General features: G+C 51.9%; 16 protein-coding genes and 1 pseudogene. 2 read left to right on the forward strand and 15 right to left on the reverse strand.

The genetic code is table 11. From position 1 onward, the window contains the following. Positions 1-454: 454 nt before the first annotated feature. From QZV31_RS05125 to QZV31_RS05185, 13 genes and pseudogenes are all read right to left on the reverse strand, one after another. Positions 455-4,117: an autotransporter outer membrane beta-barrel domain-containing protein gene (locus QZV31_RS05125; RefSeq protein WP_295358745.1), complete on the reverse strand. Its 3,663-nt coding sequence runs from the start codon at positions 4,115-4,117 to the stop codon at positions 455-457. Between the two features lie 19 nt (positions 4,118-4,136). Beyond that, a complete protein-coding gene (locus QZV31_RS05130) occupies positions 4,137-4,997 on the reverse strand; it encodes a flavodoxin (protein ID WP_295358748.1) in 861 nt (286 codons plus the stop codon). A gap of 124 nt (positions 4,998-5,121) precedes the next feature. After that, entirely contained in the window at positions 5,122-6,543 is a 1,422-nt protein-coding gene (locus QZV31_RS05135) for an aminopeptidase (protein ID WP_295358750.1), read from the reverse strand. A gap of 99 nt (positions 6,544-6,642) precedes the next feature. Further along, the gene (locus tag QZV31_RS05140) at positions 6,643-8,352 is read right to left on the reverse strand and encodes a GGDEF domain-containing phosphodiesterase (protein ID WP_295358752.1); all 1,710 of its coding nucleotides are present in this window, start codon (positions 8,350-8,352) and stop codon (positions 6,643-6,645) included. Between the two features lie 270 nt (positions 8,353-8,622). Continuing rightward, the gene (fni, locus tag QZV31_RS05145; RefSeq protein WP_295358754.1) at positions 8,623-9,678 is read right to left on the reverse strand and encodes a type 2 isopentenyl-diphosphate Delta-isomerase; all 1,056 of its coding nucleotides are present in this window, start codon (positions 9,676-9,678) and stop codon (positions 8,623-8,625) included. Positions 9,679-9,851: 173 nt separating this feature from the next. After that, entirely contained in the window at positions 9,852-11,975 is a 2,124-nt protein-coding gene (gene ispH, locus QZV31_RS05150) for a 4-hydroxy-3-methylbut-2-enyl diphosphate reductase (RefSeq protein ID WP_295358755.1), read from the reverse strand. Further along, positions 11,956-12,576, reverse strand: a complete 621-nt coding sequence (locus tag QZV31_RS05155) for a lysophospholipid acyltransferase family protein (RefSeq protein ID WP_295358757.1) — start codon at positions 12,574-12,576, stop codon at positions 11,956-11,958. The genes ispH and QZV31_RS05155 overlap by 20 nt, the downstream gene beginning before the upstream one ends. Positions 12,577-12,789: 213 nt before the next feature. Then, positions 12,790-13,461 carry a (d)CMP kinase gene (cmk, locus tag QZV31_RS05160; protein ID WP_295358759.1) on the reverse strand — a complete coding sequence of 224 codons (672 nt, stop codon included), beginning with the start codon at positions 13,459-13,461 and terminating at the stop codon, positions 12,790-12,792. 31 nt (positions 13,462-13,492) lie between these two features. Continuing rightward, the gene (locus tag QZV31_RS05165; RefSeq protein ID WP_295358761.1) at positions 13,493-14,818 is read right to left on the reverse strand and encodes an NAD(P)/FAD-dependent oxidoreductase; all 1,326 of its coding nucleotides are present in this window, start codon (positions 14,816-14,818) and stop codon (positions 13,493-13,495) included. Positions 14,819-15,048: 230 nt separating this feature from the next. Next, positions 15,049-15,753, reverse strand: a pseudogene (locus tag QZV31_RS05170) (pseudouridine synthase); the annotation flags it as partial. A 15-nt stretch (positions 15,754-15,768) separates the two neighbouring features. Then, entirely contained in the window at positions 15,769-16,422 is a 654-nt protein-coding gene (gene scpB / locus QZV31_RS05175) for an SMC-Scp complex subunit ScpB (RefSeq protein WP_295358764.1), read from the reverse strand. Further along, positions 16,406-17,155, reverse strand: a complete 750-nt coding sequence (locus QZV31_RS05180) for a segregation/condensation protein A (RefSeq protein WP_295358767.1) — start codon at positions 17,153-17,155, stop codon at positions 16,406-16,408. Before QZV31_RS05180 ends, scpB begins: the two co-directional genes overlap by 17 nt. 88 nt (positions 17,156-17,243) lie before the next feature. Beyond that, positions 17,244-17,864, reverse strand: coding sequence for a site-2 protease family protein (locus tag QZV31_RS05185; RefSeq protein WP_093730540.1), 621 nt, complete (start codon positions 17,862-17,864; stop codon positions 17,244-17,246). Positions 17,865-18,321: 457 nt separating this feature from the next. On the opposite strand from QZV31_RS05185, the gene QZV31_RS05190 reads away from it, so the two are divergent. After that, positions 18,322-19,095: an alpha/beta hydrolase-fold protein gene (locus QZV31_RS05190; protein ID WP_295358769.1), complete on the forward strand. Its 774-nt coding sequence runs from the start codon at positions 18,322-18,324 to the stop codon at positions 19,093-19,095. A gap of 93 nt (positions 19,096-19,188) precedes the next feature. Then, positions 19,189-20,442 carry an ATP-grasp domain-containing protein gene (locus QZV31_RS05195; RefSeq protein ID WP_295358771.1) on the forward strand — a complete coding sequence of 418 codons (1,254 nt, stop codon included), beginning with the start codon at positions 19,189-19,191 and terminating at the stop codon, positions 20,440-20,442. A 289-nt stretch (positions 20,443-20,731) separates the two neighbouring features. Here QZV31_RS05195 and QZV31_RS05200 read toward each other — a convergent pair whose 3' ends face one another. Together QZV31_RS05200 and tkt are read right to left on the reverse strand one after the other, a co-directional pair. Further along, complete coding sequence (locus QZV31_RS05200) at positions 20,732-21,478, reverse strand: thiamine phosphate synthase (protein WP_366508690.1); 747 nt, start codon at positions 21,476-21,478, stop codon at positions 20,732-20,734. Positions 21,479-21,611: 133 nt separating this feature from the next. Next, a complete protein-coding gene (gene tkt, locus QZV31_RS05205; protein ID WP_295358774.1) occupies positions 21,612-23,597 on the reverse strand; it encodes a transketolase in 1,986 nt (661 codons plus the stop codon). Positions 23,598-23,665: the final 68 nt, after the last annotated feature.

The following is a 23,665-nucleotide window of genomic DNA, read 5'->3' on the forward strand; positions in this document are numbered from 1 at the left end:
TCTCTGATGTTGTACCGCCGGCCTCGGAGATGTATGTCTTGGCTGCTGCATGGTCTGGCGTGGAGAGCTGTGTCTCGTCTGTTGCGCCGCCGGTCTTCTGTTCTGCTGACTTTGCTGTTGCGAAGGATTCGGATAATAGCCTTTCTTAGGCGGAGCGGCTTCTGCGGCAAAATAAGTAGTACTCAGACACGCGGTTATTATGGAAGCTATCATGAATCGTTTCAGTATGGATTTTCGTAACATCGTTGTTTACCTCCATTCTTTATAATGTTGCTGTTAAAACAGTAATTCACTGAAGCAGAATCTTTGGATTTCTTTTCAATATCATTGTATTCCTGGTTTTTGTTTTTTTAATGGCATACCCCTGATTACATGGATATTTTTGACCATATCGTTTTGCAAAAAAGAGGCATCGGACAAAATCCGATACCTCTTACTTTTAGTTTATATCGTTTTACCACATGCGTTTTATCGTTAGCGAACAGAACCAGTCTTTGTCGTGACTGCCGCGGGTTAAGCCGGCGTCGCCGCCGAGGCTCCAGCCTTTGGCAAGTTCCGTCTCCCCGTCGATGGATAAAACAAAGTGTGTCTTGTCCTGTACGTTACGCATATCATAGCTGTTCGCCTGATTGCCCATGTAACTGTACCGCAGTCTCGGTTCCGCACCGGCAAAGGCATGACGGATACCAACCCGGATGGCGTAATTCCCTCCGGACAGATATCGTTTGAACTCTACCCCTGCCCCTGCGCCAAAATAATCATTGTGCTTGCTGTCCACGACCTGATTAAATACGTCGGCCCCTGTTTCGCTGTACCCGTTCTGCCACAGCCGGGACAGTTGTACGTTCACATACGGCCGCACATGCCAGGGAACGTCTTTCTGCGCCTGCAGGTCGTACAGATACTCGCCGCCCAGCTCCAGAATGCGGCTGTGATAATCGGCGCTGGCAGTCATGCCCATAACACCCCTGTGCAGTTTGTTGCGCATCCAGCCATAATTCAGGAACACCAGGCCTTCCCTTCCGGCTTTGTTGTAACCGGCGTACAGACCAATGCGAGTGTCTTTCAGTTCGTTGCCTGCGGTACTGTCCGTAAAGGCAGTTTTACTGTAACCGGCATATACCCCGGCCCTCCAATTGGGAGCAACGGCTTTGTCCCATCCCAGTAATGTAGTGGAACTGTGGTAATCGGCGTCGTCTTTCAAATCGCCCCAGTTCTTGCCAAACTTCAGCCAGATATCATTTTCCGCCGGTTCCAGCAGTTTCAGGGAAACATCCAGAGCACTGCCGTTACCTCCATCCAAACTGGCTTCCGGCAGTTTTACCTTTACCGGTTTTGGCAGGAAGGCTTCGTTAAGCCGGGAAGACAAAAGGTGACGGGTCATCACGCTCCGCTGGGCCAACGCCATACTGTTAGCCGACGCGTTGGACGCAATCGAAGACAGCGCTTTCTTTGTCTCCGCAGGCGTCAGTGTGAACAGGGAACGCATTTCATTACGGCGCATATCTCCATTTGCAGTCAGGTTGTTGTACATGGACATCATGGCGCCGTACGTTTCATTCTGCACCGCATCTACAGCGCCCAGGTTGTTGGCCGCTTTACCGGTCACTACCGCCTGGTTCCCTTCCACAGAACCGATTTCATCCAGCATGCCGAACTTATACGGCGCGTTTTCCGTATTCTTTACGGAACCGCTGACAGAACCGGCCTGCAATACCGCAAATGTTTCATCCGGCAGCAGATTTTTCGCAATGACCTGGGAACCATCAATTTCTGCCTCATCACTCACACGAATCGTCCCGGCCTTTCCTCCGGCCACGCCCTGCAGCATGCCGTCGGAAAGCAGTTTCCCGGTAATATGCATAGACGATGCATCGTCGAGCGCGCCGATGGTACCGTGACTGACCAGGTAACCCGTATCCGTACTGTCCATCTCCATGGCAAAATCGTCCACCACAGATTCGGTCATATCGTGAACCGTATAGATGCCGCCAAACAGGCTGGCGCCTTTGGCAACCTGCACCCCAACCACATCGGCCTTGCCTCCGTAGGTCAGCGTTCCGCCCATTACGTTCAGTTTCATATTGTTCGGGCTGGAGATGTTGCCGTTATATGTTATGTTCGCATTAAAATTCAGGTTCGTCACCAGGTCGGGAATATAGACGTCATATGAATAGTTTTTTCCATTATATTGGAGGCACAGTGCCTGACCGACTTTATCCCACGGAACTTCATCATAGCTGCCGTCAGTTTTGAAATGCTTCCAGTCAGAAGTTATGTTCCCGCTGATGGAAGCCCCTTCCTTCACATTAATCGACCTGACAAAGGCATTCCGTCCGATATAAATCGCATTCTTCGCGCCGGACAGGGATCCGGACAGGTTATATTCCGTAACCAGCGGTCCATTCAGTTCCGGAACGGTCTCATCGATCTGGTTATTGACGGAACTTGTTATACCTCCGTCTTCTGCATCCACGTTACGGGAAAAGCGGATATACGACCCCCTGTATTCTGAACCCGCTCCCAGCATATTACTGCCAAAATCAAACTGTACTCCATTGCCGCCGGTTCCGTCCGCCGTAACCGTCCCTTCCTGGTTTAACGTTTGGTTCCGGCCATAGCTGATCAGTACGCCGATCCCGTTGGCGCCGTCTGCATGGACCGCATTCCCCCGGGCAAGGGTAACGGTGTTTTCCGTACCGTCAATGCGTATGCCTGCAGCGCCATCGCCTTTTGTCAGGATATCCGCCGCCTGGGTGATGGTATTCCGGGAACCGAACACATGAAGCCCTATGCCATAGGGTACTTCACTGTATTTTCCGGCAATATAGACAGTACCCGCCGCATTCCGGGCTGAATAGCCCTGGGTATTGATAAGGGTCAGTCCGTCATTATAAACCGATCTTCCATAATAGGCCTTACGGTCAAACTGATAGCCTATATCCTGCATGGCCGCCAGTTCCACTTCTGTAAAAACAGTGTAGTTCCGGTAATCAGCATGACTCATCAACCCGCCGGTTTCCAGATGGGACAGGTCCAGACCACTTGTTTCCCAGCCGGTGACAGGCAGGCCGTCCACGCCGTCAAACTGTTTGCCCTTCAATACGTTGGTCACTTCGTCACCAACAAAGTATGCTTTTCCAGAGCGGGGCTGTGTTGTGCTCTTATTATCTAAAATAAAGAAATCAGCTTCCCGTAATGATGGGTCTTTTGTTTTCCTTCTGGAAAACTCACGGGAAGTAATAATCATCTTCCCTTTTGTCGCCGGATTCAGGTTCTGGTCCCGCAGATGGTAGATCCAAGCATTGTCTTGTGTTATGTCTGAGGGAAATTGCATGATGGGAACACCGTCCGCGTCTTCCATTTCTTTCCCTCTCTTATCCTCAACGGATGCTGTTATCACATTGAAGCCAAGCGCATGGGCCATTTCATGTCGTACGGTAGCCGCCAAGTCTGCCGCCTGTTCATTATCCGGCAGGATATTTCCCTTCTGAGACCACCATCCATCTGCACATCCCTTGCGGTCCGCACCCATAAACTGTCCTATGCTGATTATACCGTAGGCTTCATCATTCAGTTTTTTCCCGTCATAAATTATGAATTTTTCTTGGCCCGAAGATATCATCTTCAGTTTTGTAAAATCATCGATCCGGTTCAGTTCTTTCCCTTGCTGCAGCGATTGCATCCAATAGTGGGCCGAGACGGGTTCTCCCTGCTTAAAAGCAACCGAAGCCGCATATGCGTTGCCTTGTTGGGCCTTCCCTCTGACGAAAATCTGTGCCGGCACAGGGTTCTTTGTATCGGAACCCAGCATATCCGCCCAATACTGCACCCCATTTATAACGCCTTTCTGTGTTTGCGCTGGATGGTTATAGGGAATCACGGTCTTGCTTTCGTCGTCCAGATAATCAACAAACAGTACACCGGCCGCTTCCTTGTTTTGATCTGTAACCTTCACAAAATTCACATCAAACACGCTGCGCCCGCCACCGGAAACAATAAGCTTTGCAGCTTCTGCCGTACCAGGTACGACAGAGCCGCAAAGCCCCAGGAAAACCGTAACTGTTAAAAATGTCAGTTTGCGCTTGAATAACAATTGTTGTTTCGTTCTTTTCATTCTTATCCTTGTAAGCTTTTTACATCTCCAGCCACTTTTTAATCTCTTCGTCACTCATTTCAGCCAGCTTGTTCGCATCCAGACAATCTTTCACGTCCGCCTTGGGAACGGTATTGCGGATGGCGTCCGCACTGCTCTTGGGTCCGCTGGTCTTGCTGGTGCAGAACGGATACACCTTCTTCCCTTCCAGGTTCACCTTCTCCAGGAACGAGTGAATGATGTTAGGACAGCTGAACCACCAGATGGGGAACCCGATGGCAATCTTCTCATAGCGACTGCAATCCGGCAGCGAGCCTTTGATTTCCGGACGTGCCCCGGAGGCCTTTTCCATACCGGCCTTGGCCACGCAAAGTCCGTACATGGACGGATAGGCTTTCACCGGCAGGATGCGGTAGGTATTGCCTTTTGCCACAGACGCGATCTTCTGAGCCGCCTTTTCCGTTACGCCGGACCAGGAATAAAACGCTACCAGCAGTTTGCCTGCCATCTGCGGTTTCCGGTTTTCAAAGCGCGGTCTGTACGGACGATTGCCCCCCGGTCTGTTACCATTGCGGTTCGCCGGACCCTCCCCTTTGCCTTCCGGCCGTTTGCCGCCGCGTTCTGCGTAACCTTCACGGTTAGCTCCCTTACCAACCGTATTCCGGTCTTTATTGCCGTCCCAGTTGTTCTTCCGGAACTTGCGGGGCGGTTTGCCGCCTGGTTTGTTGACAGTTCCCGGGCCCGGTTTGCCGGGTCTTCCGCCCTGACCGGCATTGGGTTTGTTTTCGTAATTTGTATTTACTCTGTCTCCGCCGGCAGCCTTTGCTACATTCTGTTCTGGCGTTCCCTGCCCTGCTGGTGAATTGGTATTCTTTTTATAAAAACGTTTTCCTTGTGCCATATTGTCACATTCTCCATTAATATTGAAAAGGGATTACTCACAACTTCCATTTACAATTTATTTCTGTCCTGGGGCAGCATCCCACAGCTGCACACACAGCGACGGTTCATCAAATTCGACCACTTCACACTCTCTTCGCAAGTTTCAGGAAAGCTTCGTAGCCCCGTCTTGCCTCGTATATGTCAGCCTTGCTGGTGGCTTCCCAGGGGGCGTGCATGCTCAGCACCGGCACCCCGCTGTCGATGACGTTCATCCCGTACAGCGCCATGATGTAGGCAATGGTGCCGCCGCCTCCCAAATCCACCTTGCCCAGTTCTGACATCTGGAAGTTAATCTTTTCTTTGGCAAAGATGCTGCGGATGTGGGCGATGTATTCCGCATTGGCATCGTTGGAACCGGATTTGCCCCGAGCGCCGGTGAACTTGTTCAGCACCAGGCCCTTGCCAAAGTAGGCTACGTTCTTCTTGTCGAAAGCCGATGCATACAGCGGATCGAACGCGCTGCTCACATCGCTGGAGAGCATCGTGCTGTTGGCCAGGGTGCGGCGCAACGCCAGATCCGTTCCCTTGCTCAGCAGTTCCAGCAGCTCCGCCACGGTATTCTCAAAGAACATACTCTGCATACCGGTGGCGCCAACGCTGCCGATTTCTTCCTTGTCCACTAAAATGCAGCAGGCGGTACGGCTCACGTCCTTCACATCCAGCATGGCCTTGTAGGAACCGTAAGCGCAGACCCGGTCGTCCTGCCCGTAGGACAGCACCATGCTCCGGTCGAAACCGGCTTCCCGTGCGCGGCCTGCGGGGACCACTTCCAGCTCTGCGGAGAGGAAATCTTCCTCTGCCACGCCAAACTGCTTCTTCAAAATTGCCAGCACGCCTTTCTTCACGGCTTCCTTGCCTGCGGACTTTTTGTCTTCGTCCTTCACATTGCGGCCCACTTTGATGGGCTGGTTGCCCACGATCACATCCAGGGCTTCCCCTTCCACCACCGTCGTCGCCTTCTTGTTCATCTGTTCCTGGGCCAGATGGATCAGCAGGTCGGACACGAAGAACACCGGGTCTTCCGGTTTTTCGCCCACGGCAACTTTCACCACCGTGCCGTCCTTTTTCACGATGACACCGTGGATCGCCAGGGGGATCGCCACCCACTGGTATTTTTTGATACCGCCGTAATAATGGGTATCCAGCAGGGCAAAGCCGCCGTCTTCGTACAACGGGTTCTGCTTCACATCCATGCGGGGGGAATCAATGTGGGCCCCTAAAATATTCATGCCGTTCTCAATGGGCTCTTTGCCGATATTGAACATAGCAATGCCTTTTTTCATGTTGATGCGGTACACCTTGTCCCCGGTCTTCAGCTTCTTTCCTTTGGCGATCAGTTCATCCAGGTCTTTATAGCCGGCCTCCTGCATTTCCGCCAGGATAAGCTCCACACATTCCCGTTCCGTCTTGCCGTTGCTCAGGAAATCCAGATATCCGTTGCAGAATTCATGACAGGCCTTAATCTGGGACGGTGTATAGTTTTCCCACGTGCTCTTCTTTTCCAATCTGTTTCGTCCTTTCTGTTTGCTGCCTTTCACCCTCACGGTTTCAGCGCAACCGGCTTTCGGGATGCACAGCAAATACAATTTTAAACTTCCCTGCGCTCACGCAAAATACTTTTTCTCAAACTCTTCCACCGCAATGGGTTTCGAAAAATAGAAACCTTGCAGGTAATCACACTGCAGTTCCCGTAGGTATTGCACCTGTTCGGCAGTTTCCACGCCTTCTGCCACCACGGCCATGTCCAGGGTCTTGGCCAGGTCGATGACCAGTTTGATGATCTGCTTGCCCCGTTCCCAGTGATCCAGTTTCCGGAGGAAGCCCATGTCCAGCTTCAGTACGTCAGCCTGGATATTCTGCAGCATGTTCAGGGACGAATAGCCGCTGCCGAAATCGTCCAGCCCTACCAGGAACCCCCGGGCCCGCAACTTCTCAATGATGAGATTGCAGGCATCAAAGTTTTCGATGATGGTTGACTCCGTAATCTCCAGATGGAGCCGGGCGGGATTGATCTTGTACTTTTCCGCCAGTTGGATAAAGATGTCTGCCACATCACCGTAATACAGATCCTTGGGAGACACGTTCACAGAAATGCTTACATCCCCATGGCCGGACTTTTCCCAGATGGCCAGCTGTTTCACTGCCTGTTCCCAGATGTAATGGTCCATCCGGTAAATGTTATCCGAGCGTTCCAGAATCGGGATAAAATCACCTGGCATGATTAATCCCCGATCCTTGTGGAACCAGCGGGACAGCGCCTCCGCCCGATGCATCTTTCCGTCCAGACCGATCTGGGGCTGCAGGAACAGCCGCAACTCCCCGTTCTTCAGGGCATCGTCAAAATCGTTCAGGATCTGCCGTTCCTTTACAGCTGTTTCCAGCAGGCTCTGTTCAAACCACTGTTCCGCATACACGTCCTGTGTACGGATGGACTGGATGGCCATGGTGGTACGGTCCAGCATCTGACCCAGGGAATAGCCTCTGTCCAGCTTTTCGTAAATGCCCACCTGGTAATGTACGTGATAGGACCGGCCCATGAGACTCCCGGCCAGCATCTTCAGTTCGTTCTCCAGCGGGATGTCCGCAAAGACACCATGAGGAACACAGAGCGCAAAATTATCCCGGCCGATGCGACCGTACAACGCGCCATAGGGTTTTTGGAGCGTGGCCAGATACTGAGCCAGGCCAATGAGCAGCTGATCGCACCGATTGGCGCCAAAGAGCTGGGTGATCAGGTCGAAGCCGCGGATTTTGATCTGGATCAGGTCGAAGTCCGCATCCGGCTCACTGCTCAGCCGCTCCCGCAGGCTTTCGCTGAAACCTTTCATATTATAAATGCGGGTCAGCAGATCATGACGCAGGTTGTACAGAGCCGTAGTGTAATTGCTTCTCTCCCGGCTCTCATCCCGGGCAGATACACTTTCCCCTATTTCCGACGGTTTCAGTGTCACCATCTCAATAGTACAGTTCATCAACTCCCCGGTTTCCATCTCCACCTCCACCGGCATGGCATTGATCACATACTCCTGCCCGTCCAGAATTTCGGTTTTGGTGAATTTTTTATGGGAAACACAGGCGTTGAAGCTGATACAGTTCTTGCAGCGGCTGCTGCGTCCCCATACGGAGAAGCAGTTTTTCCCGTAATTCAGTTTTCCGTTTTTGGTGACGGAAAGTTCAAAGCATTCGCCGGGGTTCACCAGGCGCACAATCTCATATAACGGGCTCATAGCCTGCAGCATTTCCTGTACTTTGGCAATGGTCAGCCGGGGTACCGGGTTCTCCTGCGGCCTTTTTAAAAGGGTATCTACACTCACGTTGCATCGTCCTCCGGGTAATATTGGGGTGAGGCATTTAAGGAGACGCTGATTCAATGAGTTTGTACGATAACGAATCAATCAGCGTTTCCTTAACTCATATCATCTGATTCGTACTATCCTTATCTTTTTATTATACTAAAAAAAGCTGACTTCTGCCAGAAAAAACACACCAGCTTATCTTTTGCATTTGCATGCATCAGCGAGTTTCGAATCATTCATCAATCAGATTTCATCGTTTCGGAATTGTTTCATAACGGAGGCTTCTTTTCACCGTATTCTCCTATCTAAAGGCGCATAGCCCCTGCTCCGGATAAAATCCATTGTTTCCCCCGTATATACCAGGTGTGCCCGCTGCAATTCCTGCACAGTCCGGCAGCCTGTCAGCACCATGATGTCTTTTAAATCAGCGATTACATCCTGCAGATACGCAACGGCAGCCTCTTCCCCGTTCTGCATAAGCATTGTCAGCACGTTTCCACTCATGGCCACAGCGTCTGCGCCAAGCGCAATCGCCAGAGCCGCCTGCCAGCCGTTACGGATACCCCCAGACGCAATTACCGTGTCCCATGGTTTCGCCACATGAGCCGCGTCAATGAGGCTCCAGGCCGTAGGAATCCCCCAGCTTGTAAACTTTTCATAGCGTGTGTTCCGGCCCCGGGCAGCCTCAATGGCTGCAAAGCTGGTGCCGCCAAGGCCGGCAACGTTAAAACAGGAAAAGCCCATAGCCTGCAGTTCCTGTATCTGCTCCGCCGCCATGCCGCAGCCTGTCTCTTTCATAATGATCGGAACATTCGTACAATCCTGCAGACGGGACAGGTTATCCCGGATCAGGGAAAACTGTTTGTCTCCCTCCGGCATAATCAGTTCCTGGGTCACATTCAGATGGATCTCCAGGGCGTCTGCCCGAATCATATCCACGGCAGCTCTTGCCTCTTCCGGCGTAGCAAGAGCGCTGACATTGGCAAAGAAGATGCCATCGGGATTCTCTTCACGAATCACCGCAAAGGTATCTGCATGCTGCCCTTCTCTGACAGAACCGTACTGGGACCCTACCGCCAGGGCAACACCGGCACGCCCTGCCACTGCAGCCAGTTTTCGGTTGATTTCCTTTACACGGTCCGCACCGCCGGTAATGGCATCAATCATCACCGGAACCGGCAGTTTAAGGTTGCCGATCCGGGTGCGTATATCCACCCTGTCCGGTTCCACCGGCGTCAGGCAGTTGTGCAGAAAACGGATATCTTCCAGACCTGTCTTGCGCTCTCCGTCTCCTAATTCCAGCGCGTACCGGATATGATCTAATTTTCGTTGTTCCCGTATCATACCAATCCCCTGATAAAACCAAACTATTACAATCCGGCGGTGTGATAACCTGCTTTTACACATCCGCCCTGCAGTACAAATTGTTTAAAGCTATGCTGCAGACACCGTTTTAAACAATTTGTCACTAAAAACCAAAAAGAGGACGGAAAAACTCCGTCCTCTGCGATTCAGGTTTATTTGTTCAGACCTTCCAGCTGTTCCGCCATAGCATTATTGGAGAAGTTTTCTTCCGTATTGCCATCCATAAAAGCTTTCATTTCTGCTTTTTCTTCATCTTTCTTAGCGCGGGTCAGGGACAGTCCGATTTTCCGTTTGGCCTGATCAATCTTAATGATCATCGGTTTAACCACCTGGCCAATCTTCAGCACGTCTTCCGGTTTTTCCACACGGGTATCTGCCAGTTCGGAAACGTGAATCATGCCTTCTACTTTATCATTCAGACGAACCAGTGCGCCAAAGGGCAGGAAGCGTTCTACGGTGCCTTCCACTTCATCACCTACCGCAAAGCCGGCAGCAGCAGCAATCCACGGATCCTCCTGGGTTGCTTTGATGGACAGGGAAACGCGATGGTTTTCTTTGTCAACTTTCTTGACAAATACTTTTACCATATCGCCTTCCTTGGCAACATCACCCGCTTTTACGCTGCGGTCGTAGGACAGTTCCGTATTGTGAACCAGGCCTACCAGACCTTCCAGTACTTCTACGAACAGACCAAATTCAGCAACCTTTACAACTTTGCCTTCGTAGGTCTCGCCTTCTACGATTTCTTCATACGCAGCAGCTTCTCTGGCAGCACGGGCTTCTTTGGCAGCCGCGATACGGGCTTCACGGTTTTCCAGCCATTCCTGATGCTTCTGCGCCTTTTCCGCTTTCAGCAGGTCGCGGCGGGAAACAACAATACGTTTTTTCTCCGCATTGACTTCGATAATCTCAGCTTCCATTTCTTTACCTACGTACGGGGTAAAGTCGTCAATATGACGCAGTTCTACGTGGGAAGCAGGCATAAAGCCTTCTACGCCTTCGACTGCTACAGCCAGACCTACAACCTGTTTCGGTTTGTCGGAGTCCTTGTCGCGGCCGCGAGCTTTGATCACGCGCAATACTTTAACGGTTGCCGGGCGCTTTTCGCCTTCCGGCAATTCCTGTACCGTCTTCCATGCAGCTTCTTTTTCCGCACGGATCTTGGACAGGCGGATAAACTCTTCAGTAGTGGAACCCGGTACAACAACTGCCTCCACTTCATCGCCAACGTTAACCGTACCCATCAGTTCTTCCGGGTTTGCGTCCATTGCCCAGTCAGCCCAGGCAATCAAGCCCTCACGTCTATAGCCAAAAGAAATATAAACGCCTTCTTTATCTACCTGAATTACTTTGCCGGTAACGAGTTTGCCCGGATGCACGCCGTAATCTTCCATGCTGGCATCAAGCATCGCCTCGAATTCGTTACCCTCTACTTTGTTGATTTCCATGTTTTCCATCGCTTTGACAGCCTCCTTAATTATACGTTCCGGAGTGGATGCTCCGGCCGAGATACCTATTTTTCTGCACCCCTGGAACATTTCCGGAGAAAGTTCCGCAGCGGTTTCAATCTGATAGCACCGGGGGCAGATGGCGCTTACCAGCTCGGTCAGGTGCCTGGTGTTGGCACTGTTCCTGCCGCCTATCACGATAAAGGCATCTACCTCAGCAGCCAGCTTAGCCGCAGCATTCTGCCGCTCTTTGGTCGCCAGACAGATTGTCCGCTCCACCCGGTATTCACCGGGCCTTGCAGCCTGCAGCGCCTGCAGTATTTCCTCAAATTTCGCCAGTTCAAACGTGGTCTGGATGATGACGCAATATTTGGAAACAGGGGGCACTTCGCCAATATCTTCTTTAGATTCTATAATAATACCATTTTTTCCGGCAAATGCCAATATGCTTTTTACTTCCGGATGATTTTTTTCTCCGACGATAATGGGCAGGTAACCATCCTCAAATGCTTGCTGTGCCTTGCGTTGGCTCGTTTTTACATTAGGACAGGTGGCATCTAAAATTTTCAATTTTTTTTCAATTGCCTGCTCATAAATGTCCGGACCCACCCCATGGGAACGGAAAATAACCGTTTCCCCTTCCGAAAACTGGTCCAATGAGTCTTTGCATCCCACGCCTTTGGCCGCCAGTTCGTCTGTGAACTGCGGATTGTGGATCAGAGGACCCAGGGTTGCGGCAGGCAGACTGTTTACAGCTCCCTCTGCGATTTCCACAGCCCGTTTCACACCGTAGCAGAAGCCACAGGGATCAGCCAGGATGATTTTCATTTTCCGTTGCCACCGCCTTTCGCAGAACCAGGACTTCTTCCCGCCAGCGGGCGCCCAGGGCGTCCAGGCTTTCCCGTCCGGTCCCCATGTCGGGATCATATTCTATGGGTTTTCCGAAGATGACCCGTACCTTGGGCCAACCCGGATGCCTGCTTAAATCGGTACCATATATATAGGCCGGCACAATCTTGGCTTTCCGTTTGACGCCCATCATGAAGGCGCCGCCGCCGGCCCGGCCTAGTTCCCCCGTTTTACTGCGGGTACCTTCGGGGAATACAGCCAGTACTTTGTTTTCTTTTAAAATCGCGAGTCCGGTTTTTATGGCTTCCCGGTCCATCTCTCCCCGTTTTACGGGGAAAGCTCCCAGTTTACGGATGAGAGCGCCGAACCAGGCAGGTTTGAAGAGTTCGGATTTTGCCATAAAATGCACTTTCCGTGTGGCTGCCGCACCTAATACTGGCGGGTCAAGCAGGCTCAGATGGTTACTGGCAATGACCACGGGGCCTTCTGCAGGAATGTTTTCCCGGCCGTAGACTTCGCAACGGAGCCATATTTTGAATACCCAGGGGAAAGTCAGGTGACAAAAATCGTATAAAGTCATATGTATACGTCCTTAAAGCATACTGTCAGGAAAAGGGTTCGCAAAACCGTCAACGATTGCTATTTTATGGACTTATTTGCCTGTGGCTTCGAAACTCAGGCTTCGCCTTCAAACAGTCGAAGCCACGACGGCAAATTTCGTCTCATAAAATTACGCAATCGTTGCCGATGTTTTGCTCACTCCTTTACCTGGCCGCAATATTACAATTAATCTTTATAACTGCTTTTCTTTAACCAATTCTAATACTTTATCCGTCACCTGTTCGATGTTCATAGCCGAGGTGTCCAGATAGATGGCGTCTTCCGCCTGACGCAGGGGGGAAACTTCCCTCTCCATATCCTGTTTGTCCCGGGAGGCGATTTCTTCCTGCAGCTTTTTGTAGTCTACGGTTTCGCCTTTGGCTTCCAGCTCCAGGCCGCGGCGGCGGGCCCGTTCTTCTACGGTAGCGGTGAGGAAGATTTTGCACTGGGCATCGGGAAAAACTACAGTACCGATGTCCCGTCCGTCCATGACGATGCCGCCTTCTTTACCCATGCGGCGCTGCTGGTCTACCATGGCGGTACGGACTTCGGGCACGGCGGCCACTTTGGAAACCAGTCCGGTGACTTCGGCGGTGCGGATAGCGTCCGTTACTTCGGTTCCGTCTACGAAGACGCGGTTTACTGCGTTTTCGGGACGGAAGGTGATGCAGATTTCATGGGCCAGTTTGCCGGCCAGTTCCGGAGTGAAAGGTTTGCCTGTCTGCAGGAGTTTCCAGGTTACAGCCCGATACATGGCGCCGGTGTCGATGTAGGCAAAGCCGAGTTTCCCGGCCGCCAGTTTGGCGATGGTACTTTTGCCTGCGCCTGCAGGTCCGTCGATAGCGACTACAAATCCGTTATTCATAATTAATGTCACCTTTCTGTTATTATTGTGTTTACCGATTCAAAACCTGCTTCGCCGCATGTACTCCGGCCACGTAGCCGCTGCTGAAAGCGGCCTGCAGATTAAAGCCTCCGGTGTAACCGTCTACATCCATGACTTCGCCGGCAAAGTAAAGACCGGCGATGCGTTTGGCTTTCATGGTTTTGGGGTCAATTTCTTTCAACGCCACTCCCCCTGCTGTGACGATAGCTTCTGCCAGGGGTCTTGTTCCCATAAGGGGAATGGTGAAATGCTTCACGGCCTGTACAAGGGCCAGGCGTTCTTCTTTTGAAACCTGACTGACCTGTTTCTTACCGTCCAGAAAAGCGGTATCCAGAACCGGTTCCACCAGCGGCTGCGGCAAGAGCTTGCGTACAACTTCCGCCAACCGTAGTTTACTGAATTCCTGAAAGTCCCGTATGAGTCTGGCTTCCAGTTTTTCGTCTGACAACGCCGGCTTCAGATCAATGGAAAGTTCCAGTTCCGGCTGATTGTAATGTTGCAGCCGGGCCACTTTCCGGCTCATGGTCAGGCAGATGGGGCCCGCAATGCCGCCCCGGATGAACTGCAGCTCGCCGAATTCTTTGGCCACGACTTTACTGTCTGCCAGTACAGAGGCTTCCACGTTTTTCAGCTGCAGGCCTTCCAGCTCTTCGGTAAAGCCCTCTTCAGGCTGGAGCGGTACCAGCGCCGGCAGCAGGGGTTCTATGGAAAGACCCAGCATTTCCAGTACCGGTACAAAATTGCCGTCGGAACCGGTTCCGGGGTAAGAGGCTCCCCCGGTGCAGACGATTACTGCACCTGCGTCCAGTGTATGTTCCGGTCCCAGTTTCATTTTACCTTTGGTTTGGCTGCGGAAATCCTGTCCGTCCCTGCGGCCGTCGTTTTCCACGGTACGGTAACGGATACCTGTCACCTGTCCCGGTTTCACTGTAAAACCGGTAGCCTGGGCGCCGGTTACCAGACGTCCCCCCGCCTTCTGCAGCGCGGAACGAAGTACTGCGATGACATCTTTCGCTTTTCCTGTTGCGGGAAACACCCGGCCGCCCCGTTCTGTCACCGTTTTCAGTCCCTGTTCCTGAAAGAAGCGCAGCAGGTCATCGTTGGTAAACTGTTGCAATGCGCTGAAAAGGAACTTGCCATTTCCCGGCAGATTGGGAATAAATTCTTCCATGGGACAGGCATTGGTGATGTTGCAGCGGCCTTTCCCGGTGATCATCATTTTTTTTCCCGGTTCCTTCATGCGTTCCAGTACAACCACGGAGGCGTCCTGTCTGGCAGCCGTGATGCCCGCCATAAGGCCTGCCGCTCCGCCGCCGATTACAATTACATCAGCCATTATGATTCCTTCTTTTTATGGTTTGGCCTTGCAGCATTTTCCCTGTTTGCCCTGAGGCCCGCGGTTCGTTTCGTCCTGCCGGTTCCTTTATATTCCGGTTTTTCTTCAGCTCTGCGCTTCGTCAGATGTTCCAGCTTTCGCACCGGCTTACCCTCTGCCCTGCGTTCTGGCTTACGTTCCACGACACGTTCCGCTTTCCCTTCCGGATTCCGTTTCAGTCCGCAGGCAGCCCTCAACTCTTCAATCTCTTCATGAAAGAGTTCGCGGCAGTCCCCCCGGCGGAGTCCGTCCAGGGTCAGCGTCCCCATCATCACGCGCCGCAGATAGCGCACCGGAAACCCGATGGCGTCACACATGCGACGTACCTGACGGTTGCGCCCTTCATGAATCGTCACAGTAAAATGCGTCAGATTCTTCTCGTAATCGTATCCGGTCAGTACCACCACTGCCGGAGCCGTCATGCCGTCTTCCAGCTTTACGCCTACCCGGAGCAAATCCAGCTTTTCCTGAGGCACAATGCCCGGCACCGTCACCTCATAGGTCTTATCGACCTCATGGCTGGGATGGGTCAGAGCCTGAGCCAGTTCCCCGTCATTGGTCAGCAGCAGCAGTCCTTCTGTATTATAGTCCAGCCGTCCCACCGGATAGACCCGCTGTGGAATATCCTTTACATAATCCGCAACCGTTTTCCGCCCTTCCGGATCCTTCATGGTTGTCACCACGCCCCGGGGCTTGTAAAACAACAAATAGGTCTTGCGCTCCCGGTGGATGGGATGACCGTCCACCATAATGAAAGCATCAGGGCCTACTTTGGTCCCTAGTTCTTTCACGACCTTGCCGTTTACCTTCACGCGCCCTGCAAGAATATATCCTTCCGCTTCCCGGCGGGAAGCCACGCCGGCCTGCGCCAGCACTTTCTGCAATCTCTCTTCCATTCTCTGTAATCCTAACTATGCATTATCTTTATCTGCGTCTTCCGCTTTACTGTCCGCCGCAGCCGCAACGGTATCCGTCACTGTCCCCGATTCCGCTTCCTCCTCGTCTTCCATCTCAAGGAGAGAAATCTGCTGCGGATGCCTGGCTGCATCTTCTGCCAGAATATCCGGCATGGCCGGCAGATCTTTCAGGGTCTTTAATCCGAATACTTCCAGAAACCGTTTCGTAGTCTTATATAATATGGGTCGTCCGGCTGTTTCCTTGCGTCCGGCTTCTGCAATCAGCTCCCACTCCAACAGTGTGTTGACCACGCCGTCCACCTTCACCCCGCGGATTGCTTCCATTTCCGCCCGGGTCACGGGCTGGCGGTACGCAATGATTGCCAGGGTCTCCATGGACGCATTGGACAACTTCAGCTCCTGGGTATTGGCCAGTTGCAAAATTGCCTCATGATGGCATGCTTTGGTACAAAGTTGCCAGCCTTCCGCCACTTCCCGCAGTTCCAGGCCCCGTTTTTCCGTATTGTATTCTTCCTGCAACTGTCCCAGCAGCTCCCATGTCTGCGGTTTGTTCAGGCCCAGCAGTTCTGCCAGCTGCGGTACGCCGAGAGGTTCTCCCGCCGCAAACAGCAACGCCTCCAGCTGACCCAGCTTAAACTCCTGTTGCATCCGGTTCCCCTCCTATCAGCACCGGCTCCGGCACGTTACGCAAAAACAAATAAATCGGTGCAAACGCCATGCTCTGACTGATGCGCAACACCTTCAGCCGCAGCAGCTCAAGTACGGCCAGAAACGAAGCCACCCGTTCACTGGTGCTTCCCGTCTTCACAAAAGCCTTTTCAAATTCAATTCCTTCCGGGTATTCTCCCAGTAATCTGACAATGTCCTGCATCTTTGCACTGACATCATACTCCTGCCTTTCCACCACCGCAATCTGACGGCGGAGAGGACCGGTCAGCCCGGCAAGGGCCAAAAGCAGTTCACTCACCGGATAGTAATGCAGGTTACGAAGTTTGTTATCGGCAAAAAACGGCTTGCGGGTATGCTGTTGCGCCGCAGCCGCCTTCCTGAGCTCCAGCTGCCTGGCCACCGCTTTGATATGCCGGTACTCTACCAGCATCTGCACCAGCATCTCCCGGGGGTCTGCCTCATCCTCTTCTTCCAGTTCCGTCCTGGGCAACAGCATACGGGATTTAATCTGTAATAACAGGGACGCCATCACCAGGAACTGGCTTGCTTCCTCCAAATCCATCTCTGTCATGGAATGCAGATAGGCAATATACTGGTCGGTTATGGAAACAATAGGGATATCATAGATATCCATTTTGTTCTTTTCTATTAATTGTATCAACAGGTCCAGAGGGCCTTCAAATTGCAGGACCCGGACCACCGGATCGGCCATGTACGGACTCCTTCATTCAATTTCGTGCATGCGAAGCCGGGCAACTGTATTGCCGCGCAGGCTTCCCTTCCTCTTAAGGAAACACTGATTAAAACAAAATATTAGCTATTCCGTAACAAAGATGCAGGAACCAGGAAGCCAGGGGGCCGATGATCAGATTGGAAATACCACTGTACACAACGAGGATCAGGACAATAAACCCATAACGTCCTACAAAGTTTTCATATTTATATGCAGTCTCGTAGTCCATGAAGGTTTCCAAAATTTTAGAACCGTCCAGCGGCGGGATAGGAATCAGATTGAAGAAAGCGAACCAGACGTTATACAACATGAGCCAGTAGAGAAACTGGTTCACCATGTTGCTGGACATCCCCAGGCTGCCCCGGGCCGTCATAATCAGTACCGCCACAAAGCACAGGAACAGGTTGGCTACCGGTCCCGCAGCCGCTACCTTTAACTGACCGGAACGGAAATCTTTGTAGTACCGGGGATCAATTTCCACCGGTTTGGCCCAGCCAAAGCCGCACAACACCAGCATCAGGGTACCGATAATATCCAGATGGGCCAGCGGGTTCAGGGTCAGCCGCCCCTGGAGACCGGGGGTCGGATCGCCCAGGCTGTCGGAAACACAGGCATGGGCATATTCATGGATAGTCAGCGCAATCAACAGCGCCGGCGCGCGAAACAATAATGTGGAAAAATCTAACACGGGTGTATCCTCCGTTTGTATGTTTTAATTATGTATTTTAATAATGTAGTAAATTTGGTGCGTATACATAACCAATTTATTATAGCGCAAAAGCCCGAGGTTGTCTATTGTAAATATGTAAAATACTGTGAATTCAGTAACGGGGGGAGGAATAGCAAAACATGGCGAGTGTTTGCGTATTTTTATGAGACGAAATGAGCCGTCCGTGGCGAGACTGTTTGAGGGCGAAGCCCGAGTTTCGAAGCCACAGGTGAATGAGTCCATAAAAAAGCAAACAGGAGAGAGTTTTTCTATCACTCCCCCCGTCACTGAATTTCACTATTCTTACATTTTATTTCTCTCTCAACTTGTGATATAATAAATTAAACATACCACTTGATTACCCTGTTCCACGGATTCCCCCCTTAAACAAAATATGCTACTACCATAATAATACTAAAAGAGGAGCGTGTTATCCATGCCATCACGTCAAGACATAACGCATTTCAGCCAGCACCTGTGGCGGAATATGAACGTACGGATCTACGGTGGAGCCGGCTGGCCGCTGCTGGTTTTTCCTACCCAGGATGCCATGTGCGACAATTATGAGAATTTCGGGATGATCGATGAACTGGCCGAATATATTGATAAGGGACAGTTTCAGTTATTCTGCGTGGATTCGGTGGACTGGGAAAGCTGGTCCGACATGTACGGCGACAAAGTGCTGCGGGCGGAACGGCAGGAAAATTATTACCGGTACATCGTTGATGAGTTGCTGCCCCTGATCCACGAGCACAATCAATCAGACCGGCGGCCATTCACCACCGGTTGCAGCATGGGGGCCACCCACGCTGCCATCATGTTCCTGCGCCGTCCCGATTTGTTTGAAGGCGTCATCGGCTTCTCCGGATGCTACGACGCCCACTACTTCTTCGGCGCCTGGATGAACAACACCCTGTACGACAATTCCCCCGCTACCTTTATGCCCAATTTGCCCGCGGACCATCCCTACATCAGACTGTTCAATCAGCGGGTCATCATTTTCTGTGTCGGCCAGGGAGCCTGGGAAGACGAAGGCATACGCACCACCCGCGTACTGGACGAAGCTTTCCGGGCCAAAGGTATCGCTGCCTGGTGCGACTTCTGGGGTTACGACGTAAACCACGACTGGCCCTGGTGGAAGAAAATGTACCAGTACTTCCTGCCCCACGTGCTGAACCACTGCCGTAACCACGGACTGGAAGACGAATAAGCGGAGGAACAACGCATACGCGCAGGCGAACCTCCCACATCTTTCCCAAATCGATTGGCGGTTTTTCAAATTTCCGCCTGAAAGGATCTCAATATGAACTTTATCTTTATCTCCCCGCAGTTTCCCCGCACCTACTGGAACTGGTGCGACCGATTGAAGAAGAACGGAGCCAACGTGCTGGGTATCGGCGATACCCCCTATGATGACCTGGCCCCGGAACTGAAACAATGCCTGACAGAATATTACAAAGTTGGAACCCTGGAAGATTATGACCAGGTATTTCGGGCCGTAGCTTTTTTCAGTTTTAAATACGGCAAGATCCACTGGCTGGAATCCAACAATGAATACTGGCTGGAACATGACTCCATGCTGCGAACGGATTTCAACATCCTCTCCGGTCCGGACATAGATGAAATCCAGGCTTATCGCAGCAAGGCCGCCATGAAGCCCTATTATAAAAAAGCCGGTGTGCCAACGTGCAGACAGGCCCCTGTCACCACACAGGAAGAAGCAGAAAAGTTTATTAAAAAGGTTGGCTACCCCGTCATCGTGAAACCGGAATACGGCGTAGGCGCCGCTGCTACCTGGCGCTTGGAAAACGAGGAAGACCTGGCTGCCTTCTTCGCAGAAAAACCGGAAGACGCCTATGTAATGGAAGAATATGTATACGGCTGGATCTGCTCCTACGACGCCATAGTGGATTCCCAAAGCAATGTACTGTTCGAGTCCATGAGCATCTCCCCGCCCATCATGGACATCGTAAACGAGCAGACAGAACTGGTCTTCTATGTACCTCCGTCCGTGGAAACCCAATTGCAGGAGCGTGGTCGCGCCACAGTGAAATCCTTTGGTGTGAAAAGCCGCTTCGTCCACATGGAATTCTTCAAGCTTACCAAAGCCAAAAAAGGGTTGGGAAAGGTTGGAGACTTCGTGGGACTGGAAGTAAACATGCGTCCCGGCGGCGGTTATATGCCCGATATGATGGACTTTGCCCACTCTACTGACGTGTACCAGCTCTGGGCCGACATGATCTGTTTTGACGAGCGACGTCTGCCGGAGAATCCGGAACAGCAGTACTGCGTATTTTTCGGACAGCGTGATCGGTTCCGCTATGTCCATAGCAAGGAAGACATTTTGGCAAAGTATGGCAGCGGCATCAAAATGTGCGAGCGCATGCCCGACATCCTCTCCAGCGCTATGGGTAACCAGATGTACACGGCCCTGCTTCCAACCAAAGAGGATATGGATGAGTTTGTAAGGTACGTTGGTGAAAAAGCGGAAAATTCCAAAGACGCCATCGATTATGAAGACGCTTACGAACAGGAAGAATGCCACCAGGCAGACTGAATACGAAAAACGGATTAACAGAAAACGATAAACTGATTCATAATGCAAAAGCGACGGATTCACATCCGTCGCTTTACTAATTTCACTTTAAACCACAATAAATAGCAAGCTTTATTTTTGGCTCGTTATATTTAAGGAAACGATGATTAATTCGTCTGCACGTTGACCGGCGCTTTTTGTTACTGACTGCTTCAATGTTCCTCAACGCAGCTACGGCAACCCATTACAGGCAGCTTACTAACTCACACCCGGTTCCATCATTACAGGACAGCATTGATTACAGAATTGCTTATATACCTGTTAAAAAGGCGGCTACGGTTTCAGTAATATTATCTGCACCTAAAATTCCACTGACGACTGCGGCGCCATCAGCACCGGCAGCTAATACCTGCTGATAGTTCTTCGGAGTTATGCCGGCTATCCCAACGATGGGGATATGTACGGCCTTGCGAATAGCCCGAAGACCTTCCAAACCTAACGGCACAGTATCTTTTTTGGTATTTGTGGCAAAGACAGCCCCGCACCCCAGGTAATCCGCTCCGGCAGCTTCTGCTGCCAGGGCTTCCTGTACATTATGTGCCGTGGCGCCGATAATAAAATGTTTTTCTGTTTGTAGAACAGGTTTTGCAGTTTGGCTCGTCGTGGCAGCTTCCATCCGATGGACTGAAGCACGCTCCGTAACCGTCTCATAATCCGGTTGACAGGCCGCAACGTTGTTGACTGCAAAAAGGTCTGCCAATCTCCGTGCCTCTGCGACCGGTATATCGTCCTGCCCCAGATGTACCCCGTCTGCCCCCGACAACAGGGCGATATCTAACCTGTCGTTTACAAGCAGGGGTACGTTGTATCGGTGACACAGTCTGCGCAACGCGATTGCCTTTTCCAGCATACTTCTTCCCAGGCCATTCTTCTCCCGGTACTGTACCAGCGTCACACCTGCCTGCAAGGCTTCCTCCACCGCATGGAATAAATCTCTGCCGGGCGGCATACAATTTTCATCGGTAACCAAGTATAAGCGTAAATTCATGTTCTTCATAGCTGTAACGTGCAAGGGAGCCGATGTCCTCCCAGAAAAGTCCCAACTGATGACACCGGGCAACGCCAACACAGTGAGCGTGCGCAGTGAGCAGGCGGGAGACGGGAGGGCATCGACTCCTCATAGTATAATTTTAAAAAACAGATTTCACCATAGCCGCAACATTGGCAGCCGTCATCCCGTAGTGTTCTGCCACCACGCCGCCTGGCGCCGAAGCCCCAAACCTATTGATACCCAATACCCGGTCTTCCAGTCCGGTATACCGCGTCCAGCCTAATGTCACCCCGGCTTCTACCGCAAACACAGGAACAAATTTTGGCAATACGCTTTCTTTATAAGCTGCACTCTGCTCTTCAAACACTTCCATGGACGGCATGCTCACCACTGCTACATCGATATTGTCTTCCGCCAGCAATTTCTGTGCCTCTAAGGCAATCTTTACTTCCGAACCGGTTGCGATGATCACCGCTTTAGCCAATTCTTTAGCAGGGCTCAGCACATATCCACCCTTTATAGCACCAGCCTGTACTGCTTCCGCATACGCATTCAGCACCGGTAAATTCTGCCGGCTCAGACACAGGGACACCGGTCCGGTCTTATGCTCGACAGCATACTTCCAGGCTGCTGCCGTTTCCAGCGCATCTGCCGGTCTGAATACTACAGAGTTGGGAATCATACGCAGGCTCATCACCTGCTCGATGGGCTGATGGGTAGGACCGTCTTCCCCCACCGCGATACTGTCATGGGTAAAGACGAACAGGGACTGGATTTCCATAAGAGCCGCCATGCGGATAGCAGGACGCATAAAATCCGAGAACACAAGGAACGTTGCGCCAAAGGGGATTAACCCGCCGTGAACGGATAAACCGTTGACGATGCAACCCATCGCGTGTTCCCGCACGCCAAAGTGGACATTGCGTCCGGTGGGTTCCGCTTTGCTGTAGTAACCGCAGGCTTTCATCACCGTTTTGTTAGAGGGACCCAGATCCGCACTGCCGCCAGCGAGCTCCGGCACCAGTTCCGCCAGTTTCTGTAAAATATCACCGGAGGCAGCCCGCGTAGCCACACTGTCCTTGTCTTTAAAGAGTTTTTCCAACTCTGCCAAATTGACCGTACGGTTACCGGAAAGAGAAGCTAACAACTCCCCTGTCAGTTCCGGATACTTGGTTCCGTAGGCTTTTAATAATTCGTTCCAGTCTGCTTCTGCCTGAGCACAGGCCGGAAGCTTACCGGCAAAATACTCTTTCACTTCGTCAGGCACCACGAAGCTCTGTTCCGGATCCCATCCGGCAGCTTCCTTGGTTGCTTTCAGCGCATCGGCCCCCAGAGGTTCTCCATGACAGGAAGGACTGTCCTGCTTCGGGCTGCCGAAGCCGATATGGGTCCGCACGATGATCAGGCTGGGATGTTCGGTATCTGCTTTGGCTTCCTTTACAGCGGCTTCCAGCGCAGCCAGATCTTCGGAACTGTCTACCCGCAGCACCTGCCAGCCGTAGCCTTTAAAGCGGGTCTCTACATCTTCCGTAAAGGCAATGTCAGTGTTCCCTTCTATGGTAATTTTATTGTCATCATACAGGTAAATCAGCTTGCCCAGGCCCATTGTACCCGCCAGGGAAGCCGCTTCCGAAGCCACCCCTTCCATCAGGTCGCCGTCGGAAACCAGTCCGTAAGTGTAGTGATCGATAATTGCAAAGTCCGGCTTGTTGTATTTAGCTGCAAGCATACGTTCTGCCAGAGCCATGCCTGCCCCCATAGCAAACCCGTGGCCCAGCGGACCGGTAGATACGTCTACCCCGGGAGTGACGCCATATTCCGGATGGCCCGGGGTCTTGCTCCCCCACTGCCGAAAGATTTTAAGGTCATCTATGGTAATTTCGTAGCCGGCCAAATGCAGCATAGCGTACAACAACGCCGAACCGTGGCCCGGGGACAGCACGAACCGGTCCCGGTTGAACCATTTGGGATCTGCCGGATTGTAGCGCATAAACTTATCCCACAGGGTAAACATCAGAGGCGCGGTGCCCAGGGGGAACCCCGGATGCCCTGATTTCGCCTTTTCCACTTCGTCTGCCGCTAAAAACCGTAATGTCTGTACGCAGGTTTCCTGAATCATAGTCATGATGTCCTCCCGGAATTAAAAATTGAGTAAATCTGTCGTTACGACTGTAAATAACATAATCTCTGACA

The organism is uncultured Succiniclasticum sp., assembly GCF_902793885.1.
Lineage (GTDB): Bacteria > Bacillota > Negativicutes > Acidaminococcales > Acidaminococcaceae > Succiniclasticum.